Genomic DNA, 21,078 nt, shown 5'->3' on the forward strand with positions numbered 1-21,078 from the left:
CCTTGACATCTCAGCCAGGACGGGCGCTAGCGATACGGTGCATGTATGCCGCGATCTGCGAGCGGAAGGATCCGTCGCGTGCACCGGAGACTTCTCTTTCGGCACACGCAAGCGCAATCGCCAGGACAATCACAGCGACAATCGCACGACGCGATGATTGCCCGCCTTCACCGCGGCGGCTTCGTTGAATCAATGACCGGTATTTCATGGATACTCGGGAATTCCGTTTGCCGAAGCGGCGCGACGAATCAAACGAGCGAATGGAGGCCATGGCTCCTCCGCGCAGCAGGGTTACTGCAACGAAACGCCATCGAAGCGATGACTGCCGAGCGGCGAAAAGACGAGTCCGTCGACCCGCTTCGAAGCCGGCAGCGAAACGATGGAGTGCGCGATGGGCGTAAACGGCACCTGCTGCTTGAAGATGATCTGCGCCTGCTCGTAGAGCGACGTCCGTTCCGCGACATTCGTGTCCGAGCGCGCCTTCTCGATCAGCGAATTGAATGAAGGATCGCACCACTTCGACACATTGCTTCCGTGCACAGCCTCGCAGCCGAGCAGCGCACCCAGCCAGTTGTCGGGGTCACCGTTGTCGCCCGACCAGCCATAGAGCAGCGCGTCGTGTTCGCCGCCCTGCTTTGCGCGCCGATTGTATTCGCCCCACTCGTAGCTCACGATTTTCGCGCGCACGCCGATCTTCGCCCAGTCCTGCTGGATGAGTTGCGCCATGAGCTGCGCGTTCGGATTGTAGGGCCGCTGCACGGGCATCGCCCATAGCGTCAACTCGAAGCCGTCGGGTAGCCCCGCCTGCGCGAGCAGTGCGCGCGCCTTCGCCGGGTCGTATGGAGCATCCCTGAGCGTCGTGTTGTACGACCATTGAGCGGGCGGCATCGGGTTCGTCGCAATCTTCGCATTGCCTGCGAACACGGCCTGAATGATGGCGGGCTTGTCGATCGCCATGTCAAGCGCCTCGCGCACCTTCACGCGATCGAGTGGCGGATGCTGCGTGTTGTATGCAACGAAGCCAACGTTGAACCCGACACCCGATACGATCTTCAGCTTCGGATTGCGCTTGATGGTGTCCAGATCCGTCGGACGCGGAAACACCGACACCTGGCACTCGCCGCTCTCGAGCTTCTGGATGCGCACCTTGGGGTCGGGTGTGATGGCAAAGACGAGGTGTGCAAGCTTGACGTCCTCAGGCCGCCAATAGTCGGGATTCGCGTCGTAACGGATCGCCGCATCTTTCTGGTACGAGCGGAACACGAACGGCCCGGTACCCACGGGCAACTGGTTGATGTCGGCCTCGCGGTGTGCCGCGCTCAGTTGCGCTGCGTACTCGGCAGAGAGAATCGACGCAAAGCTCATCGCGAGATTACCCACAAAAATGACGTCCGGTGTCTTGAGATCGAAGCGCACCGTATAGTCATCCAGTTTCTCGATGCGCTCGATGTTCTTGTCAAAGCCCAGATCGGTAAAGTACGGAAAGCTCGTGGGATATGCCTTGCGAAAGGGTTGCTGAGGATCCAGCATGCGATTGAACGTGAACAGCACGTCATCAGCATTGAAATCCCGTGCAGGGCGGAACCAGGCCGTAGTCTGGAACTTCACGCCGTGACGCAGGTGAAATGTGTGGACGCGCTGATCCGGCGAACTGTCCCAGCTCGTGGCGAGTCCGGGCGTGAGGTCAAGGGTGCCGTTGCGAAACTGGACCAGCTCGTTGTACACCGTATTCGTGCTTGCGTCGAAATCCGTACTCGTGGTGTGCTGCCCAGGATCAAAGCCGGCGGGGCTGCCCTCGCTGCAAAACACGAGCGTGCCGGCTGAAGCCGCGTGAGCGGCAGCGCCCACCACGGTGATACAGGAAATGAACGCTGCGCAGAGCAGCTTACCGAGGCGCATGAGCGGGGCGCATAAGCGATGCGCCCGAATGACGGAGTGGCATGGTGGAGTCCCGCATGGTGGAGTCCCGAATAGACCGGACGATTCTCCTGGCACAGCCGGTCGGGCGCCACCAACTTATTCGAACAACGAAAGTCGTCGCGGTTCTAAGGCGCTTGCCCGTGCGGCTATGGCTTGACGAACCTGAGTGTCATCCGATCCGACTCACCAATTGCGGCATAGCGATCCCGGTCAGCATCGCCGCCAGCGTAGGTCGGCGGCAGCGACCATACGCCATGCGGATAGTCCTTCGTATCCCGCGCATTCGCGTTAATCTCGCTACGCGCCACCAGTACGAAACCCGCGGCCTGCGCATGTTCGATCACGAAGGCTTCCGTCACGTAGCCCGTATCGATCATTTGCTGCAAGGACGCGCCGGGCCGGGCGCGATGCTCTTCCACGCCGAGTTCCCCACCGCGCTTCAGCGCGCCATAAAACGCGCGGAAATTCGCATCGAGCTGACCATCCTTGATCCAGTTGTGGATGTTGCGGAAAGTGAGCACGCGGTCGAAGCGCTCGTGCGCGTCGAAGCCTGAAAATGCGCCTGCGTGCAATCGACCAACGACGACGTTCCCATAGATGGCGGGGTCGCCGGCCAGCTTGCGAAGATAGGCGTCGTCGGTCGCGCGCTCTTCGAGATCCGGCGCACCCGCCGGGCCGAGATATTGCGCCTCGTACAGATGGCCGGTGTCGTGCAGCCACGGCGCAAGAATGTCTGTGTACCAACCGCCGCCCGGCGCGATCTCCAGCACCGTTTGCGACGGACCCAGTTCGAAGAACTCCAGCGTTTGTTTCGGGTGGCGATAAACGTCGCGTGCTCTCGCCTTCTCGCTGCGTTGAGCGCCATCGATGGCGGCATCAAGGGAACGCGCAGCGGCAGGACGCGCTTGCGCTTCATGCGCAACAGGCTGCAAAGCAGACGGCGAAGTGGTGGTGCAGCCCGTTATCGTCAGCGCGATCAACGTCGTAACAACGGAGAGTGCGCGCGGCAACGCGGCGTTTGCCGGCGTGCGGCGGTCGTTGAATCGATTCATGGGCTGCGATCCGGATTTCAGATAGGAGAGACGATACCCGCTTTACCGGTCGCATGCCGATTTCTGGCAAGCAACTGCCAGGCGGCTTCGCTATCTGACGCCAGCCCGATGTCACTTCATGAAGCGCTCGTGTGTGACGAGACAAACACGCGGAGTCCGGCATTGAATGGAGCGGCGGCTCGTTCGACCACGTGCTGGGGTTCGTGCGACGCGTTCTCGCGGGAGAGCACATCGCGCGCGCTTGCGAACCCAATGCGGCCCAATGCGAACCGAAAAAACACACGCTGCCGTGACGCATGTTCCTTGAGCGATAGCACGTGATCCTGGTTTGACTGCGACTCACAGGCCGGCGCGTCCAACCTTTGCCGGCGTGCCTGACGCCGCATCACCATCTTCCTTTCGAAGCGTAATAACGATATCGCCATTTACTGGTTGGGGACGGAACGGCGCGCCCGTATGATCGCCGCTCGGAGGTAACGAGACGATGATCCGCATTCTTGACGGCGGCATGGGCCGCGAGCTATTGCGCATGGGTGCGCCGTTCAAACAACCCGAATGGTCGGCGCTGGCGCTGATCGAAGCGCCCCGCTACGTACGCGCCGCCCACGAGGCATTCGTACGCGCGGGCGCCGATGTCGTGACGACCAACTCCTACGCCGTCGTGCCGTTCCATATTGGCGAGGAGCGCTTTGCGCTGCATGGGCTGGAACTCGCCGACCGCGCGGGCCGGCTCGCGCGCGAAGCGGTCGCCAACAGCGTGCGCCCCGTGCAGGTTGCGGGCTCCTTGCCGCCGCTATTCGGCTCCTATCGCCCCGATCTGTTCGACGCCGGGCGCGCCGCGCCGCTGCTCGATACGCTCATCCGCGGGCTCGCGCCGTACGTCGATCTGTGGCTCGGCGAAACGCTCGGCTCGACAGCCGAAGCGCGCGCGATCCGCACCGCATTGGGCGACGACGCGCGACCGCTCTGGCTCTCCTTCACGCTCGACGACACTGAGGACGTGCCTGCGATTGCCGCGGGCCACGCACCCGCCCGGCTGCGCTCGGGCGAAAACGTGAGCGCCGCGGTCGATACCGCGCGTGCGTTGAACGCGCAGGCGCTGCTCTTCAATTGCAGCCAGGCCGAAATCATGAAAGCCGCCGTACTCGAAGCGCGCGAACACGCGGGCGCGGCGCTCGAGCTCGGTGTCTACGCCAATGCGTTCGAACCCGAGCGTCAGCGCGGCGCCGCGAACGCCGGATTGAGCGCGCTGCGCGGCGATCTCGAACCCGATGGCTACCTCGCCTTCGCCCGCGAATGGGCCGCTGCGGGTGCATCGCTGATCGGCGGTTGTTGCGGTATCGGCCCCGAGCATATCCAACGTCTCGCCGAAGCGCTGCGCGAAACGGTGCAGTGACCAGCGACCAACCCGCAGTCAGCGCGGGTATCGCCAATCGATGAGCACGCCATGAAGCCGCAATGACCACGTTAAGCACGTTCAGCGCGGCCTTCGACCCGACTCTTTCACTTCTCTTCTAGCTGTCTATGTCGAACGATACGGATACGTTTGCGCCGGCCCACGCGTCACGCCGCCGCTTCCTGCAACTGACCGGCGGCGGCCTCGCCGCCGGCGCGGCCGCCGCGCTAGTGCCCTTGAGCGCGCGCGCGGCCGACACACCTAAACGCGGTGGACACCTGATTCTCGGCATAGACACGGCATCGAGTTCCGACCGCATCGACCCGGCGTTCTACTTCGAAGAGTACATGTACAACGTCGGGCGCCAGATCTTCAATACGCTGACCGATCTCAACGACGACGGCACGCTGCGCCCGGGCCTCGCGACCCGTTGGGAAAGCCGGCAAGGCGCGACGGTCTGGGTGTTCAAGCTGCGCCAGGGCGTGCAATTCCACAACGGCAAGACGCTCGAACCCGCCGACGTCATCTACTCGCTGAATCACCATCGCACGAAGGACTCGCAATCCGCCGCGAAGAGCTATCTCGATCCGGTGCGCGATATCGCCGTCACTGGGCCGAACGAACTCACGTTCCGCCTCGCCACACCGAACGTCGATTTCCCGTGGCTGCTCGGCGACGTCCACTTCGGCATTACGCCGGCGGGTGCGGATTTCGACAAGGGCATCGGCACGGGCGCCTTCGTGCTCGAACGTTTCCAGCCCGGCGTACGCACGCTCACGCGCCGCAATCCGAACTACTGGGACAGCTCGCGCGGCTTTGTCGACTCGGTCGAGACCGTGGCCTACAACGACAGTGCCGCGCGGGTAGCCGCGCTGCTGAGCGGCTCCGTGCATTTGATCAATCGCGTCGAACCGCGCGTCACGAAGCGCCTCGAAAATACGCCGAACATCGTCATCCATCGCGCGCGTGACACGCAGAATATTCTGTTTCCGATGCTCGCCGACACGGCGCCCTACACCAGCAACGACCTGCGCACGGCGCTCAAGTACGCGATCGACCGCGAGCAATTGCGCAACTCGCTGCTGAGCGGCCATGGCTCGGTCTCGAACGACAATCCGCTGTTTCCGTCGAACCGTTTCTATACGAACGACATTCCGAAGCACGCCTACGACCCCGACAAGGCGCGGTTCTACTGGAAGAAAGCGGGCGTGAGCCAGCCGATCGTGCTCACGGCAGCGGACGGCGCGACCTTCAACGGCGCGGTGTCGGCGGCCGAGCTTTATCAGGCGTCGGCGACACGCGCGGGCATTCCGTTTCACGTCAACCGCGTGCCCGCCGACGGCTACTGGACCCAGGTCTGGATGAAGCAGCCGTTCTGCGCGTCGTCTTGGGCGAACCGTTCGACCGCCGACGCGTATCTTTCGATGGTCTGCGTCTCGGACGCGCCGTGGAACGAGTCGAAGTGGAAGAACCCCAGGTTCGACCAGTTGGTCGCGCAGGCACGCGCGCAAGCCGACGAGACGCGCCGCCGCCAGCTTTATCACGACATTCAGGTGCTGTACGCCGAACAGGGCGCATCGGTGATTCCCTTGTACGCCGATTCGCTGCGGGCGTCGCGCGCCAATCTGCGCGGCTATGTGGACATTCCGGGCGAAGTCGGCTCGCGCGCCGCCGAGCGGGTATGGTTCGCGAGCTGAACGCACGCGCGGCGGGCGATGTCCGCTCCTGGCAGAGCGCCTCGCCGCGTGCCTGGCAGCGTATGCGGTTGCTGATCGCCTTTGTGCTGCGCCGGCTCGCGCACGCCGCGCTTACGCTGTTCGCCGCCGCCACGCTGATCTTCGCCGCGACGAGTCTGCTACCTGGCAACATCGCCGCGACGATTCTCGGCCAGAGCGCGACGCCTTCGGCCGTGCAGTCGCTCGAACACGAGCTGGCGCTCGACCGGCCGCTCGCGCAACGATACGGCGACTGGCTCGGCGCGCTGCTGCACGGCGATGCCGGCAGGAGCTTCACCACGCGCACGCCCGTGATGCAAAGCGTGTTGCCGCGTCTTGCCAACACCTTGCTGCTCGCGGGCGCGGCCGCCGCGCTCGCGTTGCCGCTTGCCCTCGCGGCGGGCGTCGCGGCGGCGCTCAACCGCGATGGTCTGCTGGATCGGGCCTTGCTCGCGCTGATGCGCGTTTCGGTGGCTCTGCCCGAATTCTTCACCGGCTATCTGCTGATCCTGCTGTTCGCCGTTGCGCACGCATGGCTGCCGAGCAGCGCGGCGAACTTCGGCGCCGACGGCCCGGCGCGCGAGAATCTCGCCGCGCTCGCGCTTCCCTGCGCGACGCTCGCGCTCGCCGTGATTGGCCACATGGCGAGCATGATCCGCGCCGCGCTGATCGACGTGCTGGCGCAGCCCTACATCGAAATGGCACGGCTCAAGGGGCTCGGCACCGCGCGCATCGTCTGGCGCCACGCGCTGCCCTGCGCGGTCGCGCCGATCGCCAACATCGTCGCGCTCAATCTCGCGTGGCTGACGGTGGGCGCGGTCGTGGTCGAGACGATCTTCGTCTGGCCCGGCCTCGGCCAGTACATGGTCGACAGCGTCTCGAAGCGGGACATTCCCGCCGTACAGGCGTGCGGCATCGCTTTCGCGGCGATCTACGCCGGGCTGAATCTCGCCGCCGATCTCGTCGCCATGCTTTTCGATCCCCGCCTGAGACCGCATCGATGACTACGCCCATCGAAGCCTCATCCGGAAGCCGCGTCACCGCCGCACGACCGCAAGGGCTCCGAGCGCCGCGGTGTCCCTGGCTCTCGCTCGGCTTCTTGCTCGCGTGCGCCGTGGTCTGCGTCGCCGCGCCGCTGCTCGCGCCTCACGCTGCCGACGAGGTGTTCGCCGGCAACTGGGAGCCGCCTTCGCGCCTCGCCTGGCTCGGCACGGACAATCTGGGCCGCGACATGCTCTCGCGCCTGCTCTGGAGCACACGCACGACGCTCACGCTCGCGCTGCTCTCCGTGCTGTTCGCGTCGCTCACGGGCGGCATGGCCGGGCTGGTTGCGGGCTTGCGCGGCGGCTGGCTCGATACGGTGCTGGCGCGCCTCGCCGACGTGCTGATGTCGATCCCCTCGCTGGTATTCGCGCTCGTCGCGCTGTCGGTCGTCACGCCGGGCGCGCTGACGCTGTGCATCGTCGTGGGCCTGCTCGAAGGCATGCGGCTCTTTCGCGTCACGCGCGCGCTCGCGGCCAGCGTGAGCCCGCTCGATTACATCGATGTCGCGCGGCTGCGCGGCGATCGGCTGGCAACGCTCGTCGTGCGCGAAGTGCTGCCGAACATCGCCACGCCGCTCGTCGCCGAACTCGGTTTGCGGCTCGTGTTCGCCGTGCTGATGATTGCCACGCTTTCGTTTCTCGGCCTCGGCCTGCCGCCGCCCGCGACGGACTGGGGCAGTCTCGCGAAAGACAACAAGGACGGCGTGCTGTTCGGCGTTGCGGCCGCGCTGTTTCCCGGCCTGCTGATCGCCGCGTTCAGCCTGAGCGTGAACCGCGTGCTCGAATGGGGGACGCGCCGTGGCCGATGACATCGTACTGCGCGTCGAACGCCTGTCGGTGCAAGGCAACGCACACGGCACCCCCGTGCTCGACGACGTCTCGCTCACGTTGCGACGCGGCGAAACGCTCGGCGTGATTGGCGAGTCCGGTGCGGGCAAGACCACGCTCGGCCTCGCAGTGCTCGGCCATCTGCGCGACGGACTCGTGCGCGGCGCGGGTCGCGTCCTGCTCGGCAAAACCGACGTGCTCGCCCTGCGTCCATGCGAACTCGCCGCGCTGCGCGGCACGCGCGTGGCCTATGTGGCGCAGTCGGCGGCGGCTTTCAATCCGGCGCGGCGCCTGATCGATCAGGTCGTGGAGATCGCCGTCGCGCGCGAGCTTCTCTCGAAGCGCGCTGCACACGAGCGCGCCGTGGCGTTGTTCGCGCAACTCGGCCTGCCCAACCCTGAGCGATTCGGCGAGCGTTACCCGCACGAAGCCTCGGGCGGACAACTGCAACGGGCGATGACTGCGATGGCCCTGTGCGCCTCGCCGGACATCGTGATCTTCGACGAGCCGACCGCCGCGCTCGACGCCGAGGCCCGCACGCGCGTGCTCGATCTGATCCGGGAGACGCTGGCGGCGACGGGCACGGCGGCCGTGTTCATCAGCCACGATCTGCCGTCGATAGGACGAATCTGCGACGCGTTGCTCGTGCTGCGTAACGGACGCGTGATCGAGTCGGGCCGCGCGCAGCAGATGCTGGCGGCGCCGCGTGATCCGTATACGCGTGCGCTTCTCGATGCGCAGCGCGCCGGCCGCGACGACAACGTCCATCACGCCGACGACGACCGGGCGCCCGGGAAACACAGCACGCAAGTGCCGCTATTCGAAGCCCGGCACATCGGCGTGCGTTATCGGAACGGCCATGTGGCCCTGCGCGACGTATCGATCGCGCTGCATGCGGGCCGCACGTTGGCGGTGGTCGGGCCGTCCGGTTCCGGCAAGTCGACGCTTGCACGTATCGTCACCGGCTTGCTCGCACCGTCCGCCGGTTCGCTGTGCCTGAACGGCGCGCCGCTCGTACCCGCGCTGCGCCAACGCGGCCGTGAGACGTTGCGCGCAATCCAGCTGGTGCATCAGATTCCCGATCTCGCGCTCAATCCGGCACAGCGGATCAGCGAGACGATCGGACACGCGCTCGCACTTGCCGGCGCGCCGTCCGGCGCGGGGCGCGACGCCGAGACCGCCGCGCTGCTCGAACAGGTCGGGCTAGACGCGAGCTACGCGCGGCGTTATCCGCATGAGCTGTCGGGCGGTCAGAAGCAGCGCGTGTGCATCGCGCGCGCGTTGGCCGCGCGGCCCGCGCTGCTGGTCTGCGACGAGCCGACCTCGGCGCTCGACCCGCTCGTGGCCGCAACGCTGCTCGAACTCCTCGCGAGGCTGCAACGCGAGCGGCGCTTCGCCATGCTGCTGATCACGCACGACCGCGCGACGCTGCACGCGCTCGCGCACGACGTGCTGCATCTGCGTGAAGGCGCGCCCGTGGGCACGCAGGCGCGCTATGTCCCGCACGATGCGCTCGCCCTCGCCGCGCCGACCTGAACGCGACTGATCCGCACCAGAAACCCGTGGACACGTCACCCGGCGCGTTTCGTAATCGAGCGCCTGCAAATAGCCGTGAATGCCGGGCAACGAGGCAGGCGCACCGCTCGCCTCCCCGCTCAGCGAACCATCGAAGCCCAGCCAAGGCACGCGATGCGATTCCGCATAGCCGCGATGAAGCTCGATGCCGTGAAAGGCCGGCAAGCGTTAATCAGCCGTCAGACCGACAGCGCCGGGACAACGACCGTGACTGCCGGTCGAACATTGTCCAACCCCCGGTAACGGAGCAGCGAAAACCCAGTAACCGAGAGCATTTGTAACTGACCATACAGTGGTGCGTCGAACCCGACAGATCGCACGGAGGTCTCCAAATGAAGACGCCCGTCATCGGTATGGATATCGCCAGGCATGTCTTCCAGTTGCATGCAGTCGACGTTGCCACGGGAAAAGTCGAGCGCGTGAAGCTCAATCGAAGTGAGATATCGGATTTCTTTGCAAAGCGGGAACGCTCGCTTGTGGCGATTGAAGCCTGCGGCGGTGCTCACCACTGGGCCCGGCAGTTACAACAGCTCGGTCATGATGTCAGGCTCATCTCCGCACATTCGGTACGCCCCTTCGTCTTGCGCAACAAATCTGATGCCGCCGATGCGCGTGCAATCTGGACTGCTGCGCAGCAACCCGAAGCGCGGTTTGTTGCGATCAAGAGCGAAGCTCAGCAATCAATCCTGGCGATGCACCGGATGCGCGCCCAATTGATGAAGCCAAGCTCATGAAGAAGAGACTCGCCGAACCCTTCAAGCGATCGACAGTACCGACGCTGCCGCTGCTTCGCGTGAAGGGATGGAACAAGCAGCTGCTACGATTCGCACCAACATCGGACCGTGGATTCGATCACGCCTGGCACACCGGTTATTGCAGGAAGCGCTCCCGGTAGTTCTAGACGATGTCAGATGATGCGGATCTTGGCTCGAAGGTGCAAACATTGCTCCGCGATCTCCCGGATGGAGAGCAGGATGATCCGGTTGCCCTTCACGGTCCGAATGAGGATTACGCAACGGCGCTCCACCGGATCGCGTTGGATTGGGCTACCGAGCAAGGACTTCACGAGGATCCGCGTTTCGCTGGTGTGGCCTGGAGATGGCGAACGAGTCGCAGCCCAACCCGACCATATAGAGAATGAGCTTCATCTTGCCCGCTGTGTTTTTGTTCGACATCCTCGGCGGCCGATGACTCTGAATGGCAGCCTATGGAGCGGCGAAAGAATGCAGTACGGCTTGCCGCAGTTTTTTGCGATCCGCATAATGAGGCGTTTCCGCAGCAATCCCTACGACGCTTCTCTTCCGATGCAAATACCTGTTAGCAGCCGACCTTCGTCGCGCAACATTTCGGTGCGTCGTTCGCCAATCCACGGCAAGGGCGTGTTCGCCCTGCGGGCGCTTGATGTGGGCGAAATTATCTGCGAGTACAAAGGCAAGCGGATCGCGTGGGACGAAGCGACTCGACGCCCTCCGCGAGACCCGTCGCAGCCGAACCATACGTTTTACTTCGATCTGGGCAACGGACAGGTCATCGACGGCGCGATGGGCGGGAACAGCGCCCGATGGATCAATCACTCTTGCGCGCCAAATTGCGAAGCAGAAGACCACAACGGTCGTATCTACATCCGGGCGATCTGTGACATTGCGGCGGGCGAGGAACTCGGGCTCGACTACGCGCTGATCGTTGAAGAACGACACACACCGCGGCTCTTGCGTGAGTACCTCTGTCGCTGCGGGGCGTCGACCTGCCGGGGGACGATGCTGGCCGTGCGCCGCAAACGGGCGGCAGTTCTGGCGAACGATGGTCAGGTATCGGTCCGGCCGGCAGATCAGGCCGGCAATGAAGGGGCTTGCCGAGGTTGCCCAGAATCGCGCCGCTGAACATGCCCGCCAGCAGGCCGAGGCCGCACATCAATAGGTTTCCCACTTGTTGCTACTTCAACGAATCGGCGAATTGCGGACTCAGCCGGGATTGATGTCAGCGCTGTCGCGTGGCTATAGCGAAGCCCGGCGCAGATTGCATAGCGATTCGCGTCGATCTCCGGCCGCTTTTTTCCGCGCTCTGACACACTTGCGCTTCTATTCCCGCAAGCGCGCATAGCGAAGCAGAAATGCTTCCAAGCGCAGCGTTGACCGTGCCAGGCGCAGACCGTCATGATCGCGGGATGGTGCGCAGTCATGGCACGTTCCGCATGGGTACACGATGACCCGCAATCGGCAGCTCCATCTGGGCGCCTTCATGCGCCCCGTAAGCCTGCACACAGGCGCATGGCGCTTTCCGGGCGCATGGCCCGACGCCAACTTCAACTTCACGCATCTGAAGCATTGCGTTCAACTGCTGGAACAGGCACGCTTCGACGCCTTCTTCATGGCGGATCATCTCGCCGTGCTCAACATGCCGATCGATGCGCTCAAGCGGAGCCACACGGCCACGTCGTTCGAGCCTTTCACGTTACTTTCGGCACTCGCCGCGGTGACAGAGCGAATTGGCCTGGTGGCGACGGCCTCGACCACCTTCGACGAACCCTGGCACATTGCGCGCCGCTTTGCCTCGCTCGATCATCTGAGCAACGGGCGTGCAGGCTGGAATCTCGTCACCACATCGAATCCGGAGGCCGCGCGCAACTTCGGTCGCGATACGCATATGGAGCACGACGAGCGCTATCGGCGCGCGCTCGAATTTCATGCGGTGGTCACCGGCCTGTGGGACAGCTGGGCCGATGACGCCTTTGTCCGCGAGGTCGATACGGGTCTTTATTTCGACCCGGCGAAACTGCATGTGCTCGACCATCGCGGTGACTATTTCTCCGTGCGCGGCCCGCTCAATATCGCGCGTCCCGTGCAAGGCTGGCCCGTGGTCGTGCAGGCCGGTTCATCCGAAGCGGGCATGCAGGTGGCAGCGCAGACTGCCGATGCGGTGTTCACTGCACAGCCCACGTTGGCAGCCGGCAAGCGCTTCTACGCGGATTTGAAGGGTCGGCTCGAACGCTTTCACCGCGCGCGCGACGACCTGAAGATCCTGCCGGGTGTTTTCGTGGTGGTCGGCGAAACCCGCGAAGAGGCCGCCGAGCAACGCGCGCTGCTCGATCGCTTCGTGCACTACGACAGCGGCATCGCTTCGCTGTCCATCGCGCTCGGTCATGACGTGTCCGCTTTCGATCCCGACGGCCCGCTGCCCGAGATACCCGAATCCAATGCGAGCCGTAGCGCACGTCAGCGTGTCGTGGACTGGGCGCGCGAGGAACGGCTGACGATCCGCGAACTGGCGCAGCGCGTGGGCGGCTATTCGGGGCTCGAGATGGTGGGCACGGCGCGCGATATCGCGGATCAGATGGAACAATGGCTCGTCGAGGAAGGCAGCGACGGCTTCAACGTCATGTTCCCGTGGCTGCCTGGGGGACTGGATGATTTTGTCCGAAAGGTCATACCCGAATTGCAGCGGCGTCGCATTTTCCGGCGCGAATACACAGGGACGACACTGCGTGAGCATCTGGGTCTGAAACGGCCCGCCAACCGTTTTTTTGCGAACGAATAGCTCACGTTCGGTGTATCTGCAAGCGCAGGCCGCGAAGTGGTCGTTATCCGCGCGACTGAATCGGGCCCGCGACTGAATCGGACCGATTGCGATGCGGCATGCCGCGAAATGCGCCATTCACTTCGCGCATATTTTTCTCATTTAATCATGCAATTCACACATGATGCAAGCGCGAATTGCAGCGCATCAATCCGGAAAAGCTAAGCATAAGAAACCGTTTGTCACGGCTACGCTCATGCGTCTTTAATAGCCCGTTCCATGCCGCGCCAACGCGGATTTTTTCAATCCAGCGGGCCGGCCGATCACTGCGCAAGTTCCGAATTCATGGCTGACGTCACCTCTTCTCCCAACCGCTACATCGCTTTGCCACGGGCCGGCTCGCCGGTATTGAAGGAGCGCTTTTACTACTGGCTCTCGTGGGCCATACCCGTATTGATTGTCGCGATATGGGAAGTCGCCGCGCGCGTGGGCTGGCTCGCGCCGCAAGTGCTGCCCGCGCCCGGCAGCGTCGCCGTCACGGCCTGGACTCTGACACGCAACGGCGATCTGTTCGTCCACCTCGGCGTTTCGCTGTTGCGCGCTGCGGTCGGTTTTCTGATCGGCGGTGCAATCGGGCTTGCGTTGGGCGTTTTCGTGGGCTCTTCAAGGCTCGGCCACGCGCTCATCGACCGGTCGATCCAGATGGTCCGGGCCATTCCCTTTCTCGCGACGCTGCCGCTCGTCATCGTGTGGTTCGGTGTGGGCGAAGGCGCGAAGATTTTTCTCGTCGCGCTTGCCGTGTTGTTCCCGATCTACATCAACACGATGCTCGGCATCCGCCAGGTCGATCCCAAGCTGATGGAGCTCGCCCAGGTAATCGGCATGAAATGGCCAGCCATCGTGCGCCGGATCATTCTGCCCGGAGCGTTGCCCTCCATCCTGACCGGCGTGCGCTATGCGCTCGCCCACGCGTGGCTCGCACTCGTGATCGCGGAAACGCTCGCGACGACAAAGGGCATCGGCTTTCTGGCAATGGACGCGCGCGAATTCCTGCAGACCAACGTCATTCTGCTGACCATGATCATCTACGCGATCATCGGCGTCGTCGCCGATGCGCTGGTTCGCTCGCTCGAAGTGCACTTCCTGTCCTGGCATGCGAATTACGCGAAGGGGGAAAAACAATGAGCGCTTCAGCCACGTTGTCGGCACACTCAAATGCCGCGCCTCGCCACGAACACGAAGCCGCATCCGTCGCATCGACGCTGGCCGTTTCGGTACGCGGTCTTCAACGCCGTTACGGCGCTCGCGTCGTGATCGAAGCACTCGACCTCGATATCCGCAAAGGCGAATTCGTCGCGCTGCTGGGCGAAAGCGGCTGCGGCAAGACCACGCTGTTACGCTCGCTCGCGGGGCTCGACACGCCCGACGCCGGGCAGATTCGCGCGCCCGAGCGCCCTTCCGTGGTGTTCCAGGAGCATCGTCTGCTGCCGTGGGCCACGTTGTGGGAGAACGTCGCGTTGGGCCATGAAGCGAGCATCGGCCGCAGCGGCGCGGCGCGTGCGCTGGCCGAAGTGGGCCTCGCGGGCCGCGAACTCGACTGGCCGCGCAATCTTTCCGGCGGCCAGGCGCAACGCGTCGCGCTGGCGCGCGCTCTCGTGCGCGATCCCGCGCTGTTGCTGCTCGACGAGCCTTTCGCCGCGCTCGATGCGCTCACACGCATCAGGATGCACGGACTCGTCAAGGAACTGGTCGCACATCATGCGCCGGGCGTGCTGATCGTGACGCATGACGTCGATGAAGCGATCGTGCTCGCCGACCGTATTCTCGTCATGCGCGCCGGGGGCATCGCCGCTTCGTTCGACACTCAGGATCACACGCCGCAGGCACTGCGGCTCGCGCTACTCGGAGAACTCGGCGTTCAGCCGGACTGAATCGATTCCTCCGCTCATCAGAAAGGATCACGAATGAATGACGCTTCACTGACTCGCCGCCAACTCCTGCGCGCGGCGGGCGGACTGCTGGCCGGCGCCGCTGCGGCGCACCTGCTTCCCGCGCAGGCGGCGCAGGCAACGCCACCCGCGAAACTCACGCGCAACACCGATACGGTGCGCATCGGCTGGGGTTACGGTGCACTGCCCGACATCGCCAAACAACGCGGCGTGTTCGAGAAGACGCTGGCGGCGAAGAACATCAAGGTCGAGTGGATCGGCCCGTTCCCGAACCACGCCCCCTCGATCCAGGCCGTGGTGGGCGGCAGTGCGGATTTCGGTTTCTGGGGTTCGACGACGCCTGCGCTCGCCGCCATGCTGGCCGGCTCCCCCATCGTCTTCACCGGCTTCGACGTGTATTCGCCACGCTCCACGGCCATCATCGTGAAGAAGACGAGCGGCATCAATTCGGTGGCCGACCTCGCGGGTCGCAAAGTGGCGGTGAACCGCTCGGGCCTCGGCGAGTTCCTGCTCATCGCGGCGCTGGAAAAGCATCACGTCGATCGCAGCAAAGTCGAGTTCGTTTATCTGAATCCGCCCGATGCCGCGCCCGCCTTCGCGCAGGGCCGGGTCGACGCGTGGTCGATGTGGTCGCCCGCCGTGGATATCGCGCGTTATTCGAACGATGCAAAGGATATTTTCAACGAGGGCCGCGATCTCGATTTCCTGATCGATTACAGTTCGCTGGTCACGCGTCGCAGATTCACCGAAGAGAACTCCGAGCTTGTGCGCGCCGTGCTCGATGCGTATTACGTCGAAGGCGCCTGGCAGACGCAGCATTCCGCCGAATCGGAACTGCTTGTGCAACGAGAGGCGAAATATCCGGACCAGGTGCGCGACTATCTCGCGAGCCTGAAGCGCGTGAACCAGTTCCACGAACCCGACGACGCGGCCTTCATGGCTCAGTTCCAACGCGCGGCGGATTGGCTTGCGCAACGCAAGATCATCAGCGCGCCGATCAAGGTCGCCGATTACAGCGTCAAGGTGTGAGGCTCGCCCATTTCGCCATGGACCGGAAATCGTATGTCTGAAACACCCCACGCAGGCGGTTGGCGTGGTCACGCTTACGCAGACGGACAACGCTGCGACGTTGCCCGATCTTGAATCGTCGCCGGGTTTGCGCGTTGTCCCGCTCAGTTGAGCGCAACGGCGGCGGCCGCGCCCACGGGCGAGCCCTGGATCGCAACCGAGGGCTTGCCATCGGGGCCGACGGGCACGTCGCCCACGAGCGTCGTGCGGTATAGCTGACGGTCGAAGTCGAGATCGAAGATGTCGGTGGGCGCAAGATGCGCGGTCGAGCGGTTGTCCCAGAACGCGATGCTGCCTGGTTCCCACTTGAACCGCACCGTGAATTCGGGCCGTGTGACGTGTTCCCAAAGCAGTTCGAGCAGCACCTGGCTCTCGCGCGGCGCGAGGCCGACAATCTGCTTGAGGAAGCCGGGGCTCACGTAAAGCGCACGCTCGCCCGTTTCCGGATGCACGCGCACGAGCGGGTGCTCGCTCACGAGCGGCTGGTCCTTCACTGCCTGTTCGAAGGCGCCGGTGCCGCTCGCACCCGCAGGCGGCGCGAAGCGATGCACGCCGCGCAAGCCGTCGACGAAGGCGCGCAGCGGCGCGGACAGTTTCTCGTAGGCGATGACAAGGTTGGTCCACTGCGTGTCGCCGCCATAGGGCGGAATGGTCACACCGCGCAGGATGGAGGCGAACGGCGGGTTCACGGCGGCGGTCACGTCGGTATGCCAGCCCGTCCACGGCCGCAGCAGCGGCGCGCCTTCGAAGCGCGTGGCCTTGCGAAATTTGGCGATCGAATAAATCTGGGGATGCCCTTCGACATGGCCGAAAACCGGATGCCCCACGGTCAACTCGCCGAATTGTGCCGAGAAGGCCACCTGTTGCTCGTGGCTCAGAAACTGCTCCCGGAAAAACACCACGCGCCACTTGAGCAGCGCGGCGCGAATGGCGTCGATCTGCGGCTGCGGTAAAGGCCGCGAAAGATCGACACCGCTGATTTCGGCGCCAATATGGGCCGAAAGCGGCTCGATACGGATCGGGTTGTCGTCTGCGATGTCTGCGATGACTTGTGCGTTCATGATGGCAAGCGGATGGGGACGGAATTAAGGGAACGGCGCTACCGCGCGGCTTGGCGAACGACGCGTTGCTCGTAGTGCGAAACATCGAAATCGGCGCGCACGTCCGCGGCCATGCGCGCCTCGTGCGTCTCCAGGTCACCGAGGCCGGCACGCTCGACGACCCAGTTGTCGGGTCGGGGCCGATAAGGCGCAAGGTTCCGCTTGCGAAATGATCGGGTGCCGAGGACTGGGTCATGAATGGAGGCCACGAAGGGAACCATCGATTCATCGAGTATCGAACCGCCGCCGCGGCGTGGGAACGAACGATTTGTGCTTAGGAACTTCCCGTGGCGCGGGTTTTCCTCGCGCTTGTCGTATTCCCCACCTCCCGCGATCAAGCCGCCCGGCGTTGAACCCGCAAATCCGGCGCGGACCGCGGCAACGGCTTCGTGTAGTCGGCTTGGGGCGCGCCAAACACCTCGGCGGTCGCGCCGGTTTCCACCGCGCGCTCGTCCTTGAGCACCAGCACGCGATCACTCACGCGTTGCACGACGTCGAGGTCATGTGAGGGCAACAGCAGTGCCATGAATCTGCCTGCGTGCCTCGCCGGAAAACGCCTTAGCAACCCAGCCGATTCGCAAGCTCGTTCAAATCGTTCACGACAAAATCCCACGCCTGCTCGGCGGCCAGATCTGTTTTCTGCTGCGCGCCGTGTTCGGTAGGCCGCAGCACGAAGGCAGTCGAAAGCCCTTGCCGTCGCGCGGCCGCCAGATCGCTGTTATGCGCGGCGACAAGGCACAGTTCGGCAGGCTCGAGCGCCAGAATGTCCACGGTTTCGCTATACACCTGCGGCGATGGCTTGTACGCGCGCACCACCTCGGCGCCGAGAATGGCGTCCCAGGGCAAACCGGCGCGCTTCGCCATATCCACCATGAGGCGGATGTTTCCGTTCGACAACGGCGCGATGATGAAGCGGCGCTTCAGACGACCAAGCGCCTCGACGACTTCCGGCCACGGATCGAGATGATGCCAGGCCAGGTTGAGTGCGTCGATCTCGGCGTCCGCGACTCCGGTAATACCGCTACGTTCCAACACTTTCAGGAGGTTCTCGCGATGCAGCACGTCGAGGCGCACATACGGCCGGCGCGCGCTGCGAATTTCCTCCATGGAGGGCGAATACTCGCGCCGCCAGGCGTCGGCGAATTCGAAAGCGTCGAGATTCGGCGCGTGGCGTTGCAGAAAAGCGGCGGTGTGGCTCGCGACACCGTTTCGCCAGTCCACCACCGTGCCGAAGACGTCGAATACGAGGGCCTTGATTTCGATGGGATGCGTCATAGGGTCCAGAAAGGTCAGAGGATCGGAACACGACATAGGGCGAACCGCCGATGCCACCAGGCAAAAGCGGAAGACAAAGGCGAAAGGCAAAGGCGGCGCAACCCGCATTGAAGCACTGGCGCGGAACTTTCGCTGACCGTCGCGCGCACCCCTCTGCGCCGAACGCCGACGTGCGCTCAGGCCGCCTGCTCTTGCGCGGTGGACACCGCGGGCGCGGACACCGTATGCCGAAGCTCGCCATCGATCGTCTGCGGCTGCTTGAGCAGGTTGAAGATCGGACACACGGCTTCCACGGCTTCATGGAGCGCGCGAATCGTCTCGGCGGACTCCGGCGAAACGATATCGAGCGTATAGCGGATATTGTGCGGAAAGATAGGGATGTTCTCGAAGCCCGGCTGCTGGGCGAGCGGATGCTGCTCGCCCGTCACCTCGACTTCGATCGAGTCGATGGCCAGTCCGCGCTCTGCGGCCTGGATCAGCGTGATATGCGTGAGGCAGCTTCCCAGTACGCCAAGCTGAAGCTCGGGCGAAGCGGGGCCCAGGTTGTAGCCCGCGAAATCCGGCGGGCTGTCGCTGATCACCTGAAAGTCGCGGATGCGGATCTCGCGCACGCCACTGCGCCCGAGCGCGCGCACCTGCGCCTTGAGCACATTGGCCTTCAGGCCGGGATTGCTGCGTGCCTCCTCTTTTTTGGCGAGCCACGCCGCGCGCTTCTGTGTCAGATACTCGTTCAGTGTCGTCATGATCGATCTGGGTTCGTTGGCCGATTCGTTGTCGAGTGCGGTAAAACCGGGTTCAGCAAAAGACTCAGGCTCCTCCATGGCATAACGCCGGGGCGGCATTTGATGCGTTCAGGCCGCGAACTTTCCGCGTCGCCCGCTACGCCCGCCAGACGCGGCGGTTCTTCGAGCGCGCGGATCATTGCACAGTGCGTTCAGGCGGCTTCGGCTTCCAGCTCGCGCCCGGGAATCGCGGCGAGCAGCGTGCGTGTATACGGATGCCGAGGCGCGCGCCAGATGTTCTCGTGGTCGCCGCTTTCGACGATCTTGCCCTGCTGCATCACGTGCACGCGGTCGGCGATGTAGCGCACGACCGACAGATCGTGCGAGATGAAGAGCATGGAAAGCCCAAGCTCTCGCTTGAGTTCGACGAGCAGATTGAGGATCTGCGCCTGAATCGAGACGTCCAGCGCGGAAACCGGCTCGTCGCAGATCAGCAACGCGGGTTCGAGCACGAGTGCGCGCGCAATGCCGATGCGCTGACGCTGCCCGCCCGAGAATTCATGCGGGAAACGGCCAGGGGACGCCGCGGGAAGCCCCACGCGCTCCAGCGCCGAACGCACGCGAGCACGGCGCGCTGTCGCGTCGCCCACGCCGTTCACGGCCAGCACGGTTTCGAGAATGTCGCCCACCGTGCGGCGCGGATTGAGCGATGCATAGGGATCCTGGAAGACCATCTGCACCTTGCGCCGCAAAGGCCGCAACGCACGCTCGCCGAGCGCGACGAGATCGGTCCCCTCGAGCGCGATCGAGCCGTTGGCCACCGGCGTGAGTCGCATGATCGCGCGCGAAAGCGTGGACTTGCCGCAGCCCGATTCGCCCACGAGCCCTACCGTCTCGCCGCGGCCGATATCGAACGTCACGCCGTCCACGGCATGATGCGCGGGTGCGCCATGGCGCTGCGCATACGTCACGCGCAGGTCGCGTACGGCGAGCAACGGGGCAGCGTCGGCGGCCTGAATGCTCGACACCGCGCGTTCAGGCACCGTGCGCGGCACCACGACGAAGCCGCCGTGCTCACCAGGCTGGTCCGACGTAACCGTGTGGCGGATTTCCGGCAAGGTCCACGCCTGGTAGTGAAGATCGTCGGCCAGATTGAGCGAGGCGCCCAGGAGTCCGCGCGTATAGGCATGGCGCGGATGCGCGAACAGCTCCGGCGTTGCCGCCTCCTCCACCTTGCGCCCGGCCAGCATCACCGCCACGCGGTCCGCATGGTCCGCCACGACACCCAGGTCGTGCGTGATCAGCAACAGCGACATCGAAAGCTCGCGGCGCAGCGCGTCGAGCAGTTCGAGAATGCGCGCCTGGATCGTCACGTCGAGCGCGGTCGTGGGTTCGTCGGCAATCAGCAAGCGGGGGCGGCAGGCCACCGCCATCGCGATCATCACGCGCTGGCGCTGGCCGCCCGAAAGCTCGTGCGGATAATCGTCGTAGCGACGCTGCGGTTCGCGAATGCGTACGAGATCGAGCAGTTCAACGGCGCGCGCGCGGGCGGCCTCGCGCGACAGCGTATCGTGCTGGCGCAGCGCCTCCACGATTTGCGCGCCAACCGGGAGCACCGGATTGAGCGAGGTCATCGGCTCCTGAAAGATCATCGAGATCTGCCGGCCGCGCAGTTCGCGCACCGCTTTGGGCGGCAAGCCCAGCAACTCGCGCCCCTCGAAGCGCACGCTGCCGGTCACGCGCCCCGGCTGCGGAACGAGTAGCATGAGCGAAAGCGCCGTAGCGGATTTTCCGCTGCCCGACTCGCCTACGAGTGCGAGCGTCTCGCCCTCGGCAATGTCGAAGCTCACGCCGCGCACGGCTTCGTGCGCCCCGAAATTCACGCGCAGATCGCGCACTTCAAGGAGTTGGCTCACGTGACA

Annotated in this window: 18 protein-coding genes and 1 pseudogene; 11 read left to right on the top strand and 8 right to left on the bottom strand. The window is 64.4% G+C overall.

The window, feature by feature from the left end:
• Positions 1-291: 291 nt before the first annotated feature.
• Both U0042_RS01385 and U0042_RS01390 read right to left on the bottom strand, forming a co-directional pair.
• Complete coding sequence (locus U0042_RS01385) at positions 292-1,899, bottom strand: ABC transporter substrate-binding protein (RefSeq protein ID WP_114809539.1); 1,608 nt, start codon at positions 1,897-1,899, stop codon at positions 292-294.
• A 167-nt stretch (positions 1,900-2,066) separates the two neighbouring features.
• Entirely contained in the window at positions 2,067-2,900 is an 834-nt protein-coding gene (locus U0042_RS01390; RefSeq protein WP_327205025.1) for a methyltransferase, read from the bottom strand.
• A gap of 556 nt (positions 2,901-3,456) precedes the next feature.
• Here U0042_RS01390 and U0042_RS01395 point away from each other — a divergent pair.
• The 11 genes and pseudogenes from U0042_RS01395 to U0042_RS01445 all read left to right on the top strand — a co-directional run bounded on the left by U0042_RS01395 (position 3,457) and on the right by U0042_RS01445 (position 16,020).
• A complete protein-coding gene (locus U0042_RS01395; protein ID WP_114809540.1) occupies positions 3,457-4,368 on the top strand; it encodes a homocysteine S-methyltransferase family protein in 912 nt (303 codons plus the stop codon).
• 128 nt (positions 4,369-4,496) lie between these two features.
• On the top strand, positions 4,497-6,065 hold the full coding sequence (locus U0042_RS01400; RefSeq protein WP_114809541.1) for an ABC transporter substrate-binding protein: 1,569 nt from the start codon (positions 4,497-4,499) through the stop codon (positions 6,063-6,065).
• Positions 6,050-7,087 (top strand): ABC transporter permease, encoded by a 1,038-nt coding sequence (locus tag U0042_RS01405; protein ID WP_232833243.1) that lies wholly within the window; start codon positions 6,050-6,052, stop codon positions 7,085-7,087. The genes U0042_RS01400 and U0042_RS01405 overlap by 16 nt, the downstream gene beginning before the upstream one ends.
• Positions 7,084-7,935 (top strand): ABC transporter permease, encoded by an 852-nt coding sequence (locus U0042_RS01410; protein WP_114809542.1) that lies wholly within the window; start codon positions 7,084-7,086, stop codon positions 7,933-7,935. Before U0042_RS01405 ends, U0042_RS01410 begins: the two co-directional genes overlap by 4 nt.
• Positions 7,925-9,490 (top strand): ABC transporter ATP-binding protein, encoded by a 1,566-nt coding sequence (locus tag U0042_RS01415; protein WP_114809543.1) that lies wholly within the window; start codon positions 7,925-7,927, stop codon positions 9,488-9,490. The genes U0042_RS01410 and U0042_RS01415 overlap by 11 nt, the downstream gene beginning before the upstream one ends.
• Before the next feature lie 371 nt (positions 9,491-9,861).
• Positions 9,862-10,251, top strand: a pseudogene (locus tag U0042_RS01420) (IS110 family transposase); the annotation flags it as partial.
• A 582-nt stretch (positions 10,252-10,833) separates the two neighbouring features.
• The gene (locus U0042_RS01425; RefSeq protein ID WP_114810023.1) at positions 10,834-11,409 is read left to right on the top strand and encodes an SET domain-containing protein; all 576 of its coding nucleotides are present in this window, start codon (positions 10,834-10,836) and stop codon (positions 11,407-11,409) included.
• A gap of 322 nt (positions 11,410-11,731) precedes the next feature.
• Complete coding sequence (locus U0042_RS01430; RefSeq protein ID WP_114809544.1) at positions 11,732-13,063, top strand: LLM class flavin-dependent oxidoreductase; 1,332 nt, start codon at positions 11,732-11,734, stop codon at positions 13,061-13,063.
• A 324-nt stretch (positions 13,064-13,387) separates the two neighbouring features.
• On the top strand, positions 13,388-14,227 hold the full coding sequence (locus U0042_RS01435) for an ABC transporter permease subunit (protein ID WP_114810024.1): 840 nt from the start codon (positions 13,388-13,390) through the stop codon (positions 14,225-14,227).
• A complete protein-coding gene (locus U0042_RS01440; RefSeq protein ID WP_114809545.1) occupies positions 14,224-14,973 on the top strand; it encodes an ABC transporter ATP-binding protein in 750 nt (249 codons plus the stop codon). Before U0042_RS01435 ends, U0042_RS01440 begins: the two co-directional genes overlap by 4 nt.
• A gap of 33 nt (positions 14,974-15,006) precedes the next feature.
• Entirely contained in the window at positions 15,007-16,020 is a 1,014-nt protein-coding gene (locus U0042_RS01445; RefSeq protein ID WP_114809546.1) for an NrtA/SsuA/CpmA family ABC transporter substrate-binding protein, read from the top strand.
• 143 nt (positions 16,021-16,163) lie between these two features.
• On the opposite strand, the gene U0042_RS01450 is transcribed toward U0042_RS01445, so the two are convergent.
• The 6 genes from U0042_RS01450 to U0042_RS01475 form a co-directional block, all read right to left on the bottom strand.
• A complete protein-coding gene (locus tag U0042_RS01450) occupies positions 16,164-17,120 on the bottom strand; it encodes a TauD/TfdA dioxygenase family protein (RefSeq protein WP_114809547.1) in 957 nt (318 codons plus the stop codon).
• Between the two features lie 38 nt (positions 17,121-17,158).
• Positions 17,159-17,380: a hypothetical protein gene (locus U0042_RS01455; protein WP_157977782.1), complete on the bottom strand. Its 222-nt coding sequence runs from the start codon at positions 17,378-17,380 to the stop codon at positions 17,159-17,161.
• A 113-nt stretch (positions 17,381-17,493) separates the two neighbouring features.
• The gene (locus U0042_RS01460; protein WP_114809548.1) at positions 17,494-17,685 is read right to left on the bottom strand and encodes a hypothetical protein; all 192 of its coding nucleotides are present in this window, start codon (positions 17,683-17,685) and stop codon (positions 17,494-17,496) included.
• A 32-nt stretch (positions 17,686-17,717) separates the two neighbouring features.
• Positions 17,718-18,434, bottom strand: a complete 717-nt coding sequence (locus U0042_RS01465; protein WP_114809549.1) for a haloacid dehalogenase type II — start codon at positions 18,432-18,434, stop codon at positions 17,718-17,720.
• A 176-nt stretch (positions 18,435-18,610) separates the two neighbouring features.
• Positions 18,611-19,177 (bottom strand): OsmC family protein, encoded by a 567-nt coding sequence (locus tag U0042_RS01470; protein WP_114809550.1) that lies wholly within the window; start codon positions 19,175-19,177, stop codon positions 18,611-18,613.
• Between the two features lie 191 nt (positions 19,178-19,368).
• Positions 19,369-21,072 carry an ABC transporter ATP-binding protein gene (locus U0042_RS01475; RefSeq protein WP_114809551.1) on the bottom strand — a complete coding sequence of 568 codons (1,704 nt, stop codon included), beginning with the start codon at positions 21,070-21,072 and terminating at the stop codon, positions 19,369-19,371.
• Positions 21,073-21,078 lie beyond the last annotated feature (6 nt).

Origin of the sequence: Paraburkholderia kururiensis (assembly GCF_034424375.1) — a bacterium.
In the GTDB taxonomy this organism is placed as follows: domain Bacteria; phylum Pseudomonadota; class Gammaproteobacteria; order Burkholderiales; family Burkholderiaceae; genus Paraburkholderia; species Paraburkholderia kururiensis_A.

What these genes read in the sequence shown, in the direction of transcription:
- U0042_RS01385 (WP_114809539.1), bottom strand. Translation starts at nt 1,899, where the DNA reads ATGCGCCTCGGTAAGCTGCTCTGCGCAGCGTTCATTTCCTGTATCACC.
- U0042_RS01395 (WP_114809540.1), top strand. Translation starts at nt 3,457, where the DNA reads ATGATCCGCATTCTTGACGGCGGCATGGGCCGCGAGCTATTGCGCATG.
- U0042_RS01400 (WP_114809541.1), top strand. Translation starts at nt 4,497, where the DNA reads ATGTCGAACGATACGGATACGTTTGCGCCGGCCCACGCGTCACGCCGC.
- U0042_RS01405 (WP_232833243.1), top strand. Translation starts at nt 6,050, where the DNA reads ATGGTTCGCGAGCTGAACGCACGCGCGGCGGGCGATGTCCGCTCCTGG.
- U0042_RS01410 (WP_114809542.1), top strand. Translation starts at nt 7,084, where the DNA reads ATGACTACGCCCATCGAAGCCTCATCCGGAAGCCGCGTCACCGCCGCA.
- U0042_RS01425 (WP_114810023.1), top strand. Translation starts at nt 10,834, where the DNA reads ATGCAAATACCTGTTAGCAGCCGACCTTCGTCGCGCAACATTTCGGTG.
- U0042_RS01430 (WP_114809544.1), top strand. Translation starts at nt 11,732, where the DNA reads ATGACCCGCAATCGGCAGCTCCATCTGGGCGCCTTCATGCGCCCCGTA.
- U0042_RS01435 (WP_114810024.1), top strand. Translation starts at nt 13,388, where the DNA reads ATGGCTGACGTCACCTCTTCTCCCAACCGCTACATCGCTTTGCCACGG.
- U0042_RS01440 (WP_114809545.1), top strand. Translation starts at nt 14,224, where the DNA reads ATGAGCGCTTCAGCCACGTTGTCGGCACACTCAAATGCCGCGCCTCGC.
- U0042_RS01445 (WP_114809546.1), top strand. Translation starts at nt 15,007, where the DNA reads ATGAATGACGCTTCACTGACTCGCCGCCAACTCCTGCGCGCGGCGGGC.
- U0042_RS01450 (WP_114809547.1), bottom strand. Translation starts at nt 17,120, where the DNA reads ATGAACGCACAAGTCATCGCAGACATCGCAGACGACAACCCGATCCGT.
- U0042_RS01455 (WP_157977782.1), bottom strand. Translation starts at nt 17,380, where the DNA reads ATGGTTCCCTTCGTGGCCTCCATTCATGACCCAGTCCTCGGCACCCGA.
- U0042_RS01460 (WP_114809548.1), bottom strand. Translation starts at nt 17,685, where the DNA reads ATGGCACTGCTGTTGCCCTCACATGACCTCGACGTCGTGCAACGCGTG.
- U0042_RS01465 (WP_114809549.1), bottom strand. Translation starts at nt 18,434, where the DNA reads ATGACGCATCCCATCGAAATCAAGGCCCTCGTATTCGACGTCTTCGGC.
- U0042_RS01470 (WP_114809550.1), bottom strand. Translation starts at nt 19,177, where the DNA reads ATGACGACACTGAACGAGTATCTGACACAGAAGCGCGCGGCGTGGCTC.